At 69.1% G+C, this 11,041-nt stretch carries 11 protein-coding genes; 8 read left to right on the top strand and 3 right to left on the bottom strand.

Going from position 1 to position 11,041, the window contains the following annotated elements; translation table 11 throughout:
• Positions 1 to 114: 114 nt before the first annotated feature.
• From ABZ855_RS47820 to ABZ855_RS47810, 3 genes are all read left to right on the top strand, one after another.
• Entirely contained in the window at positions 115 to 759 is a 645-nt protein-coding gene (locus ABZ855_RS47820) for an HAD family hydrolase (RefSeq protein ID WP_360820206.1), read from the top strand.
• A 134-nt stretch (positions 760 to 893) separates the two neighbouring features.
• Entirely contained in the window at positions 894 to 2,135 is a 1,242-nt protein-coding gene (locus ABZ855_RS47815) for an MFS transporter (RefSeq protein ID WP_360820203.1), read from the top strand.
• Positions 2,086 to 3,261: an acetoin utilization protein AcuC gene (locus tag ABZ855_RS47810; protein ID WP_360820200.1), complete on the top strand. Its 1,176-nt coding sequence runs from the start codon at positions 2,086 to 2,088 to the stop codon at positions 3,259 to 3,261. The genes ABZ855_RS47815 and ABZ855_RS47810 overlap by 50 nt, the downstream gene beginning before the upstream one ends.
• A 122-nt stretch (positions 3,262 to 3,383) precedes the next feature.
• Here the strand turns inward: ABZ855_RS47810 and ABZ855_RS47805 are convergent, their stop codons facing one another.
• Positions 3,384 to 3,809, bottom strand: a complete 426-nt coding sequence (locus tag ABZ855_RS47805; protein ID WP_360820197.1) for a spore-associated protein A — start codon at positions 3,807 to 3,809, stop codon at positions 3,384 to 3,386.
• Positions 3,810 to 4,053: 244 nt separating this feature from the next.
• Here ABZ855_RS47805 and ABZ855_RS47800 point away from each other — a divergent pair, with 244 nt between their 5' ends.
• The 5 genes from ABZ855_RS47800 to ABZ855_RS47780 all read left to right on the top strand — a co-directional run bounded on the left by ABZ855_RS47800 (position 4,054) and on the right by ABZ855_RS47780 (position 8,035).
• Positions 4,054 to 4,869 carry a phosphatase gene (locus ABZ855_RS47800; protein WP_360820194.1) on the top strand — a complete coding sequence of 272 codons (816 nt, stop codon included), beginning with the start codon at positions 4,054 to 4,056 and terminating at the stop codon, positions 4,867 to 4,869.
• A 130-nt stretch (positions 4,870 to 4,999) separates the two neighbouring features.
• On the top strand, positions 5,000 to 5,209 hold the full coding sequence (locus tag ABZ855_RS47795) for a helix-turn-helix domain-containing protein (protein WP_093781815.1): 210 nt from the start codon (positions 5,000 to 5,002) through the stop codon (positions 5,207 to 5,209).
• A gap of 174 nt (positions 5,210 to 5,383) precedes the next feature.
• The gene (locus ABZ855_RS47790) at positions 5,384 to 5,482 is read left to right on the top strand and encodes an AURKAIP1/COX24 domain-containing protein (RefSeq protein ID WP_003948845.1); all 99 of its coding nucleotides are present in this window, start codon (positions 5,384 to 5,386) and stop codon (positions 5,480 to 5,482) included.
• A gap of 264 nt (positions 5,483 to 5,746) precedes the next feature.
• Positions 5,747 to 6,871, top strand: coding sequence for an NAD-dependent epimerase/dehydratase family protein (locus ABZ855_RS47785; protein ID WP_360820191.1), 1,125 nt, complete (start codon positions 5,747 to 5,749; stop codon positions 6,869 to 6,871).
• A gap of 48 nt (positions 6,872 to 6,919) precedes the next feature.
• Positions 6,920 to 8,035 (top strand): lysophospholipid acyltransferase family protein, encoded by a 1,116-nt coding sequence (locus tag ABZ855_RS47780; RefSeq protein ID WP_360820188.1) that lies wholly within the window; start codon positions 6,920 to 6,922, stop codon positions 8,033 to 8,035.
• 84 nt (positions 8,036 to 8,119) lie between these two features.
• Here the strand turns inward: ABZ855_RS47780 and ABZ855_RS47775 are convergent, their stop codons facing one another.
• Both ABZ855_RS47775 and ABZ855_RS47770 read right to left on the bottom strand, forming a co-directional pair.
• Positions 8,120 to 9,454, bottom strand: coding sequence for a DUF5667 domain-containing protein (locus ABZ855_RS47775; protein WP_360820185.1), 1,335 nt, complete (start codon positions 9,452 to 9,454; stop codon positions 8,120 to 8,122).
• Between the two features lie 382 nt (positions 9,455 to 9,836).
• Positions 9,837 to 10,607, bottom strand: a complete 771-nt coding sequence (locus tag ABZ855_RS47770) for an ECF subfamily RNA polymerase sigma factor, BldN family (RefSeq protein ID WP_319213944.1) — start codon at positions 10,605 to 10,607, stop codon at positions 9,837 to 9,839.
• Positions 10,608 to 11,041: the final 434 nt, after the last annotated feature.

Genomic DNA, 11,041 nt, shown 5'->3' with positions numbered 1-11,041 from the left:
GCGCCGATGGTACTGCAGGGGGGACCCTGTGGGAGAGTAGGACACCGCCGAACAAATATTGGGAAAACCCCCGCACTTTACAGTGCGGGGGTTTTCTGCGTTTAGGGTCCAGTTATGCGCTATGACCTTGTCATCTTCGACAACGACGGTGTTCTCGTCGACAGCGAGTCGATCTCCAACACGCTGTTGGCCGCCTATCTCACCGAACTCGGGCATCCGACCTCGTACGAGGACTCCCTTCGCGACTACATGGGGTCCGCCATGCACCGCGTACACGATCTGGTGGAGGAGCGGAGTGGGCGGCGGTTGCCCGGCGACTTCGACGACGTCTTTCACGCGCGGGTGTTCGCCGCTTTCGAGCGGGAGTTGAAGCCGGTGGCCGGTGTGGTCGACGTACTGGAGGAGCTGGCCGCTGACGGAGTGCCGTACTGCGTGGCTTCCTCCGGGAGTCATGAGCGGATTCGGGTGGGGCATCGGACCACCGGGCTCGCGAGGTGGTTCGACAGTGGGCGCGTTTTCAGTGCGGAGGATGTGGGGCGGGGGAAGCCGGCGCCCGATCTCTTTCTTCACGCGGCGGAGCGGATGGGGGTGCCGGCCGGGCGGTGTGTGGTGGTGGAGGACAGTCCGCTGGGGGTGCGGGCGGCTGTCGCGGCCGGGATGGACGTACTCGGGTTCACCGCCATGACTCCTGCCGAGCGGTTGGTCGGGGCGACTCGGCTCTTCGGCAGCATGGGTGAGTTGGCCGAACTGCTTGCTTGAGGCAGGGTGTTGGGGTCTGTTTGTGTACGGAGGGTGCTTTGGCTGTCACTCAAGGTGGATGAAGGGAAAGGTGAGCAGAATTCATCTTCCTTGTCGTCTACCCACGGGTAAGCCGGGGCCTTACGCTCGCGGCCATGACAGATGTGCTGCGGCGCGGCAGAGCCTCGCTGGCATTCAGCTTCTTTGCTCAGGGTGCCGCCTTCGCGCTGCTCGTGACGCGGATTCCGGCCATCCAGGACCGGTACGGGATCTCCGACGCGCTGCTGCCCCTCTTCCTCGCCGCCGTGCCGGTGCTGGCCGGGGTCGGCAGTGTCTGCGCCGAGCAGTTGGTCAAGCGGGTGCCGCCCAGCCTCGTACTGAGGTGGTCGCAGCCCGTCGTACTGCTGGCGCTGCTCGGTGTCGGTGCCGGGGATCATGTGGCCGAGGTCGCGGTGGCGCTGGGCGCGTTCGGGCTGGCCGTCGGTGGGCTCGACGCCTCGATGAACATGCTCGGGGTGAGTCTGCAGCGGGCGTACGGGCGGAGCATCATGCTCGGGTTCCATGCGGCGTTCAGCCTCGGTGGGATCGTCGGGGCCTCGCTGGCGTGGGCCGGGGCGCACTGGCATCTCGCGCTGTTCGCGTCCTATCTGCCTGTGGTGGCCGTGCTGTTGCCGGCCGCGGCGATCGGTAGTCGGTGGTACGTCGACGCGAAGGGTGAGGCGGACCCGGGGGCTGGTGGGGTGGGTGATGCCCCCGCGGGGGAGGGGGCCGGGTCCAGTGCTCTCGTCTTCCGGATGTTGTTGCCGCTGTGTCTGGTGATGACGTTCGCCTATATCGGGGATTCGACCGTCTCCAACTGGAGTGCGAAGTATCTGCAGGACGTGCTCGGGAGTTCGGAGCAGCTCGCCACCGTGCCGTACAACGTGTACATGGTGACCACGCTCGTCGGGCGGGCCATCGGGGACATCGGGGTGCGCAGGTTCGGTGCGGTGGCCGTCGTACGGGCGGGGGCGCTGGTGGCGGCGCTCGGGTTCGGGGTGGTGGCTGTGGCGCCCGGGGCGTGGGTCGGGATGCTCGGGTTCACGCTGTTGGGGCTCGGGTTGTGTGTGATCGTGCCGCAGACCTTCGCCGCAGCCGGGCGGCTGTTCCCCGGGGCTTCGGATGCCGCCGTCGCGCGGCTCAACATATTTAACTATGTGGGCTTTTTGATTGGTTCTCCCCTTGTGGGGGCTTTGGGTGATCTGTGGAACTACCGTGGGGCGATGCTCGTTCCGATGGTGTTGGTTCTGGTGACCTTGAAGTACGCGGGGTCGTTCGATCCGGGACGCGCCGGATACGGTGACGGGCATGAGCGGCCGCGCACAGCTGATGTGGGACGAAGCAGTAACGGGCTATGACTTCGGTCCGGATCACCCGATGGATCCGGTCCGGCTCGCCCTGACCCGGCGCCTGGTCGACGCCTTCGGGCTCGACAAGGACGTGGACGTGGTCTCGGCCAAGCCTGCCGGGGAGTCGACGTTGCGGCTTGTGCACCGGGAGGACTACATCGAGGCGGTGAAGGCCGCGTCCGCCGATCCGGAGGCGGCCGACACGGCGTACGGGCTGGGGACCGCCGACGATCCCGCCTTCGCCGGGATGCACGAGGTGTCCGCGTTGATCGCCGGGCAGTCGGTGGGGGCCGCCGAGGCCGTGTGGCGCGGGGAGGCGCTGCACGCCGTCAACTTCGCGGGCGGGCTGCATCACGCGATGCCCGGGGGCGCGTCCGGGTTCTGTATCTACAACGACGCGTCGTTGGCGATCGCCCGGCTGCTGGAGCTGGGGGCCGAGCGGGTCGCGTATGTGGATGTGGACGTGCATCACGGGGACGGCGTCCAGGCCGCGTTCTGGGAGGACCCCCGGGTTCTGACGATCTCGCTGCACGAGCATCCGCGGACCCTGTTCCCGCAGACCGGGTGGCCCGAGGAGACGGGGGCGCAGGGTCCCGCCGAGGGCAGCGCCGTCAACGTGGCCCTGCCGGCCGGGACCGGAGACGCCGGATGGCTGCGGGCCTTCCACGCGGTCGTGCCCGAGCTGATCGCCGACTTCCGGCCGCAGGTGCTGGTCACCCAGCACGGGGCCGACACGCACTTCGAGGATCCGCTGGCGCATCTCGCGGTGTCGTTGGACGCGCAGCGGGCGGTGCAGGTCGCCTGCCACGACCTGGCGCACGAGTACGCGGAGGGGAAGTGGATCGCCCTGGGCGGGGGCGGATACGCGGTGGTGGAGGTCGTACCGCGGTCCTGGACGCACCTGGTGGCGATCGCGGCGGGGCGGGCTGTCGAGCCCACGGCGGTGATCCCGGAGAGCTGGCGGCAGGAAGTGTTCGCGCGTACGCGGCAGTTGGCGCCGGCGCGGATGACGGACGGGCGGTGGCCGGTGGCCTACGCGGACTGGGAGTCGGGGTACGACCCGGCGGACCGGTTGGACCAGGCGGTCATCGCTGCGCGCAAGGCTGTCTTTCCGCTGCGGGGGTTGCTGGCGTAGGTGACGTGCGTTGTCGTGGGTGGGGTGCGGTGGGGCGACACCGGCGGTCCCGAGCGTGGGCTCGGGCTCCGGTTCCGGTGTCGGCCCCTGTGCGGGTTCCGCGCCGACGGCAGTCGCAGGCGTCAGTTGCAGACGCCCGTGCCGGACGCCTCGACGTCGCCGACCACGCCGGACCACTGCACGCAGTAGCCACGGGAGGGGTAGTGCACCGGGCCCGCGTACGTGAAGTAGTCGTCGGCATCGGACATCGGGGTGGTCTCGTGGTCGGCGAGCACGTTGAGCTCGATGCCCATGTGAATGCGGGGGCCGGTCGAGTTGCGGATGGTCACCGCGCAGCTCTGGCCCTCTGCCTCGTTCCACGTGACGAAGATCCGTCCGACGCGGCCGACCGCCGTGGTGGCGACGACCTTGTAGCCAGTGCCGCAGACGCCGTTGTACCCGGTGTCTATCGCGGCGGACGCCGGCGCCGCGGTGGCGAAGAGGGCGGTGAGGGCGGTGGCCGATGCGAGAGCGGCGGTGGTGGCGGTCCTGCGACGGGACAGCTTCATGGTGTTTCCCCCTGTGGTGATGCCTGTGTTGTGGTCGGTCGACTGGCGCTCGGTGCGCACGTGTGGTGAGACATGGGAGTCGCCGGGGGAGTTGTAGGTCTTCCTGTCACTGTTCCGTCATGAGTGTCACCAGTGTCACGAGGACCGTGAGAGCCTCGAGTGCGGGCAGCGTTATTACGCCAACTGTGGGATGTTTCCCGCATTTTGGGCATCCGGGATGGGTGACTGAGCCACCATCGTTGACGTGTTGAGCGCCGGCGCCCTCCGTGCCCATCTCCTGGCCGCCCGCCTCGCGGGTCCCGTGGCCACCTCGCGGGAGGAGAGTCTGCGGAGTTATCGGCTGTTCGCCGCCCGGGACCCCCGGGCGCTGATCGGACTCGATCCCGAGTGGACCTGGCGGCAGCGGGATCTGATCGGGTTGATGGCCGACAAATGCGGGGTTTCGGCCGATCCGCAGTGCACGTCCGGATGTGATGTGATCGATCCGGAGCGGACGCTCGTGGCTCTCGACGCCTTTGCCGAGCGACTCTCCGCAGCCGTCCGGCACCGGGTTCCGGTACTCCTCGGCACCGGTCACCCGCACCGACTGCTCGGTTTCTACGTCGCTCTTGCGGACGCTTTGTCGGCGGCGGGATGTGATGTCCTCACCCCTGCGCAGGGTAGCTCTGTCGACATAACGACCCGGTTCGGCCTACGCACGTACAACCTTGATTACGTACGGGGAGTCGCGCTCGTACGGGAGCCGGATCCTCGGGCCGCCGGGCGTGAGCCCGGCGCACACACGCACTCGCCGCTCCCGGTTCGTACCGTTCTGGACGCCGTCGCCGAGGCCGGCGGAACGCTCCCGGAGTTGGTGATCGGAGATCACGGCTGGGTCTGCGGCGCAGGTCAACTGGGGTTCGAGGCCATCGGGTTGGCCGATACGGACGATCCCGCGCTCTTCGTCGGAGAGGCGGAGGGGCGCGTGTCCGTCGTCGTGCCACTTGATGATGCTGTTCGGTCTGCTTACTACCGGCCGATTACCCGCTACGTACTCAATCGAGCGTGTCTGTCACAGTAGGCCGCCGATGGGTGCACCTCTTCCCCACTCGCATCACCCGCCCCTACATTGGGGAGTGAGCACGCAACGACGAAGAGTCACCGGAAGGGGAAGCCGGTGGCCAGTCGAGTGCGGAAGGTTCAGGTGTGTCATGGCTGCAGGCGAGAGGCCTCTGAACGAGGTTCAGTTCCTTACCGTGGCGGAAGTCGCCTCGGTGATGCGAGTGTCGAAGATGACCGTGTACCGGTTGGTGCACAGCGGTCATCTGCCCGCGATCCGGGTAGGACGGTCGTTCCGCGTCCCGGAACAAGCGGTTCACGAGTACCTTCGCGAGAGCTATGTGGGGGTGGAGACAGCCTGACGGCGGTCGAGGGGGTATGGGCAGGGACCCCTCAGGGCATCACGGGTCCCGTCTGATCTCCTCGGTTGACCTCGATTACGACCTCAGCGCTCGGACGGGTAGGCTGGCCCCTTGTAGGTCGTATGGGCCCATGGCGCCCAACGCCGAGTGATGAGAAGTGAGCGAGGGTTAGTCGTGGGCTCTGTTATCAAGAAGCGGCGCAAGCGGATGGCGAAGAAGAAGCACCGCAAGCTGCTGAAGCGCACGCGCGTTCAGCGTCGCAACAAGAAGTAGTCGCACCAAGAAGCAGTCGGTCCGATCGCGAGATCGGGATCGGGATCGCTGCTTCCGCGCGACGCCGCGATAGCGCGAGCGAGAGCGTGAGCGTGAAGGCTGTGGCCCCCCACCGGATTTTCGGTGGGGGGCCACAGTCGTATTAGCTTGTGCGTACGTACGGCGTTCCCGTGACTTCATGCTTCGGGCGGTCATCACAGCGCAACAACAACCCGCTAGGTTGGGCTCCACACGGGAAACACGGCTGGAAGGAAGGCACTGATCTTGGGCAAGGTCGTGCTTGTGACCGGGGTGGCCCGTCAACTGGGGGGCCGGTTCGTACGACGAATCCAGCGTGACCCCCAGGTGGACCGGGTCATCGCCGTGGACGCCATTCCGCCCGAGCATCATCTGGGCGGCGCCGACTTCATCCAGGCCGACATCCGGCAGCCCACCATCGCGCGGGTGCTCGCCGAGACGAACGCCGACACGGTCGTCCACCTGGACGTGACGGGCATAGCGCTGGGCAGCGGGAGCCGGGTCACGGTCAAGGAGACCAACGTCATCGGCACCATGCAGTTGCTGGGTGCCTGCCAGAAGTCGCCCGCGGTGAAACGGCTGGTCGTGAAGTCCAGTACGAACGTGTACGGGTCCGCGCCCCGGGATCCGGCGGTCTTCACCGAGACGACCTCGCCCAAGTCGCTGCCCAGCGGCGGCTTCGCGAAGGACGCGGTGGAGGTCGAGGGCTATGTACGGGGGTTCGCGCGGCGCCGGCCCGACGTCGCCGTGGCCGTGCTGCGCTTCGCCAACATCCTGGGGCCGACCGCGGACTCGCCGCTCGCCCAGTACTTCGGGATGCCGGTCCTGCCGACCGTGTTCGGCTACGACCCCCGGCTCCAGTTCGTGCACGAGGACGACGTGATCGAGGTCCTGCGCATCGCCTCGCACGAGCCGGAACGCGGCACGCTCAACAGCGGCACGTTCAACATCGCCGGTGACGGGGTGCTGCTGCTGTCGCAATGCTCGCGGCGGCTCGGCCGTCCCACCGTGCCGCTGCTGCTGCCCGCCGTCACCTGGACCGGGTCGCTGGTGCGTACGCTGGGAATGACGGACTTCTCGCCCGAGCAGATCCGGTTGCTGACCCACGGCCGGGTCGTGGCGACGAACCAGATGCGCGAGACGCTGGGCTACCAGCCGAAGTTCACGACCGCCGAGACCTTCGAGGACTTCGCGCGTGTCCGTGGCCCCGGGCTGCTGCCGCCGGCCGCTCTCGCCGGGGTCGTCGACCGGATCGCCGCGCTGCCCTTCGTACCCTTCGCGGGCAGTGGTGGCACCCCGGCCACGTCCGGCGGGACGAGCACGGGCACGGGGACGGGCATGACGAGCGGGACAGGCGCGCAAGCGACCTGACGGACAGAGCCCACCGACGCAGAGCGCCAACCGAGGAGCGCATCAACGATGGCGGATGCCAAGGTCATTCCGTTCGACGACGACAGGTCCCGCGCGGGCTCCGCCGCGCGGCCGTCGCGCCGCCGGAGCGCGGGGAGCGGCCGGCGCAAGGGCGAACCCGCGGTGATTCACGAGGTCCAGCCCCTGCCGGGACTGGCCCGGCCGCAGGATGATGTCCAGGTGACACGAGAGCAACAGCCGCCGCAGGAGTCCCAGCAGCCCCAGGAGTCCGAGGGCCGGCCCGGGCGTCCTGCCCCGTCGTCCGCCCCGGACGGCGGCGCTGTCGGCGGCCTGGAACGGCGTATCGCGGGCGGCCTGTCCTTCCTGCGGCGCCGGCTCACCGGGGACTACGAGGTCGACGACTTCGGCTACGACGCCGAGCTCACCGACCAGGTCCTGATGTCGCTGGTGCGCCCGCTGTACGAGAAGTACTTCCGGGTCGAGGTCAAGGGCATCGAGAACATCCCGGCCGAGGGCGGCGCCCTGATCGTCGCCAACCACTCCGGGACGCTGCCGCTGGACGGCCTGATGATGCAGGTCGGCGTGCACGACAACCATCCGGCGGGCCGGCATCTGCGGCTGCTCGCGGCGGACCTGGTCTTCATGCTCCCGGTGGTCAACGAGCTGGCCCGCAAGGCCGGTCACACCCTGGCCTGCGCGGAGGACGCGGAACGGCTTCTGGAGCGCGGTGAACTGGTCGGTGTGATGCCGGAGGGCTTCAAGGGCATCGGCAAGCCGTTCAGCGAGCGGTACAAGCTGCAGCGTTTCGGGCGCGGCGGCTTCGTGTCGACGGCGCTGCGGCAGGGGGCGCCGATCATTCCGTGCTCGATCGTGGGGGCGGAGGAGATCTACCCGATGATCGGCAACGCCAAGACGCTGGCCCGGGTGCTCGGCTTCCCCTACTTCCCGATCACACCGACGTTCCCGTGGCTGGGCCCGCTGGGCGCGATCCCGCTGCCCACGAAGTGGACGATCCAGTTCGGCGAGCCGATCCGTACGGACGGCTATCCGCCGGAGGCGGCCGAGGACCCGATGCTGATGTTCAACCTGACGGACCAGGTCAGGGAGCAGATCCAGCACACCCTCTACAAGCTGCTGGTGCAGCGGCGTTCTGTTTTCTTCTGAGCCGCGAGAAACGAGTACGGCGTACGTCGTCGGGGGCGCCCTTCGTCACGAAGGGCGCCCCCGACTGTCGTACTGCCGACGGCTCTAGCTCGCGTCCTCGCCGTCGATGCCCAGGCCGGGCAGCAGGCCGGGGAGGAGCGGTGGGAGGGTGACGTCCGGTTCGGCGGCGTTCGACGGGGTGCTCGTCGACGGGGATGCCGAGCCGCTGTTCTGGGGCGGGTCGAGGAGGCCGCCGGTGTTGCCGCCGAGCAGGCCGTCGCTGCTGGTGCCCGAGGCGGACGGCTTGGGGTTGCCGCTGTTGGACTCGCGCCCGCCGACCGCGTGGCCCCCGGGGTCGCTGGGCGCGGCCGACCGGTCGGAACCGGACGAGCTCGTGCCCGACGCCGGTCCGGAGCTCTGCCGTTCACCTCCGCCACCGCCGTGTCCGGAGCCGCCGGAGCCGCTCTTGGAGGAGGGCGGCTTCGGAAGCATGGACTGGAGCGGGGCGACCTCTTCGTCTATGGCGTCGAAGACCGACGACACCTCCTGGCTCACGTCCCCGAGCTGCACCGGGAGGCGTTCGCGCAGAGCGCCCCAAGCCTCGCGGTGGGAGCGGGAGAACGCGTCCAGCGCCTGGATGGGGCCCAGGGAGTCGGGATCGTGCCGGTACGCCTGGTGCAGCAGGCGGTGGCCCTCGGACGCGTCGTGCCGCATCCCGGAGAGAGCGCGGCGGATCTCGCCGAGCGACTCGTGGTCGAGCTGGCCGGCGCGGTCGCGCTCCATCAGCCGACGGGCCTCACTGAGCCGCGTCGAGGCCTGGTCGAGATAGACCTGGCCTCGTTCGTTGTCGCCGTCGGCCAGGTAGTTGAGCTTGACGTCCTCGATGCCGCGCTTGAGGCCGTAGAGCGAGTCACCCGGCAGGGCGTCGGAGCTGGCAGCGGCGACACCGCCGAAGGCTCCCGCCGCCACGCCCACGCTGAGACCGCCGGCGGCGAGTCCCTTCGTCAGCCGTGTACGGGGTCGCAACTTCCCCAGCCCGCTCGCCCTGTGGCTGCCCTTCGCCCGGGAGCGCTGCTCGGGCACCGAAGGGTTCGCCGCCCCGCCTCCCGGCACGGTGCCGTCCCGCAGCATGGCCTCCATCGCGGCCACCAGCTGGGCCCGGTGGACGACCTTGACCGCGGGGTCGAGCACCGGCTTCGGCAGTTCGCCGAGGCCGGTCGCGAGGGCCACGAGGCGGCCTGCTTCGGTCCGTTCCGCCCGGGGTTCCGCCTGGTGGTCCGCCCGGTGGTCGGCCTGTTCCGCGGCAGCCGGGGGCGACTCCGGGTCAGTGTCCGGTGCCGGTCCTTCGGGCTGCTCGGCCGCCGAGTCCCGGTCGGACAGCTCCTCCAGGGCCTGGGCGAAGGCGTTCGCCCGCCGGTGCGCCGAAACGTTCGCGATCACTGGCGGCACCTCCTCTCGTCATGACGGTCGGCTCCCCAGGGGGTCCTGAGGGTTGCACAACCCCGAACACCTCCATTCGATCAGATGATCGAAGACGGTCGGGGAGTGACCACAGGGAGCCTGTATCCCGCACAACGAGTGGCGCGGCACTTGGGTTACGGACGGCGGATGATCGGACCGCGAACTCAACGGACTTTCACCGAAGGTGAGTTGGTGGTTGCTGAGTGTGCGGAATCGGGAAGGGATTCAGGGCGGGTGGAAGCTGGGTGGCAGCTGGGTGGGCGCAGCCCGGTTGGGCGGACGCCGGGTGGGTGGAGTCCGCTGGGGGTGGAGTTCGCTGGGGTGGGGTGAGGAGTCGTGCGGCGAGTACCTCGTGCGGTACTCAGCGGGCGTCTTCCGGGAGGAGCCGGGCGAGGGTACGGACGGCGCGGTACTGGAGGGTCTTGATGGCGCCCTCGTTCTTGCCCATCACGCGCGCGGTCTCGGCGACGGACAGCCCCTGGAGGAAGCGCAGCGTCACGCACTCCTGCTGCTGGGGGTTGAGGCGTCGTACGGCGTCGAGGAGAGCCGCGTTCGAGAGGGACTCCAGGACGGAGTCCTCCGGTGAGCGCTCGACCTCGTTGGCGTCCAGCATCTCGCCGGTGGTCACTTCGAGCCGGAAACGGCTGGACTTGAAGTGGTCGGCGACGAGGTTGCGGGCGATGGTGACGAGCCACGCGCCGAAGTCGCGGCCCTGCCAGGTGAAGGTTCCGATGCGGCGCAGGGCGCGCAGGAACGTCTCGCTCGTCAGGTCCTCGGCGGTGGCCTTTCCGCCCACCCGGTAGTAGATGTACCGGTACACAGTGTCGCTGTACTGGTCGTAAAGGCGGCCGAAGGCGTCGGCCTCGCCGGCCTGTGCTCGCTCGACAAGGTCCATCATGCGGGCGCTGTCACTGTCCGCGGCGGGGCGGCGAGTGGTGGCGGCGCCGGCCGCGCGCCCTCGTCTGCCGACCGCGGCGGTGCCGTCGGCCAGCGCGTAGCACGGGCCGAGTGGTGCGGCGGTGGCGAATGCGGGGGCGGCGTACGCGGTGGGGACGAAGCCGCGCAACAGGTCTAGGACCGTTGCGCGCAGCGTAGCCAGGCCCGAGGCGTCAACCCCGACGTGTGGGTACACGGGACTCCCAGAGGCAGAGCTTCCATCACGTGCAGTGCGGGACCGTTCACCCGTCGTGGCGACGGAGGGGTACCGGTTTGCGTCTGAGGAGAATAACGCTTCGTGCAGGCACTGCTACACCCGGTTGCTCAAATCATCGATTACGTCGCTTCTGTTACGTATTGGTGCCTGTTGAAGTGCCGCAGTGTGACTGGTTGTTGATCGATTCGGGGCGGGTTGAGGTCTGGTCGGGGCGTGTTGTGGCGGGGTGGGGGGATGGGGGGCTGGTGGAGGGGGGTACGGGGGTGCGGTGGGCGAAAGGTTGTTTCTTTCGCCCCCGCCGCCCCTACCCGTCCCATCCTGTCCCGGGGGGGGGGGGGGGGCGCCCCCCCCCCCCCCCCCCCCCCGCCCGCCCGCCCCCCCCCCCCCCCCCCCGCGCCCGGGGGGGGGGCGGG

This window comes from Streptomyces sp. NPDC047042 (assembly GCF_040644035.1).
GTDB lineage: Bacteria > Actinomycetota > Actinomycetes > Streptomycetales > Streptomycetaceae > Streptomyces.
Note: the sequence above shows the minus strand (reverse complement) of the source record. Positions and strands in the feature narration are given on the sequence as shown.

Excerpts from the sequence above, each read along its gene's own strand:
- ABZ855_RS47820 (WP_360820206.1), top strand. The coding sequence starts at position 115 with ATGCGCTATGACCTTGTCATCTTCGACAACGACGGTGTTCTCGTCGAC.
- ABZ855_RS47815 (WP_360820203.1), top strand. The coding sequence starts at position 894 with ATGACAGATGTGCTGCGGCGCGGCAGAGCCTCGCTGGCATTCAGCTTC.
- ABZ855_RS47810 (WP_360820200.1), top strand. The coding sequence starts at position 2,086 with ATGAGCGGCCGCGCACAGCTGATGTGGGACGAAGCAGTAACGGGCTAT.
- ABZ855_RS47805 (WP_360820197.1), bottom strand. The coding sequence starts at position 3,809 with ATGAAGCTGTCCCGTCGCAGGACCGCCACCACCGCCGCTCTCGCATCG.
- ABZ855_RS47795 (WP_093781815.1), top strand. The coding sequence starts at position 5,000 with ATGGCTGCAGGCGAGAGGCCTCTGAACGAGGTTCAGTTCCTTACCGTG.
- ABZ855_RS47780 (WP_360820188.1), top strand. The coding sequence starts at position 6,920 with ATGGCGGATGCCAAGGTCATTCCGTTCGACGACGACAGGTCCCGCGCG.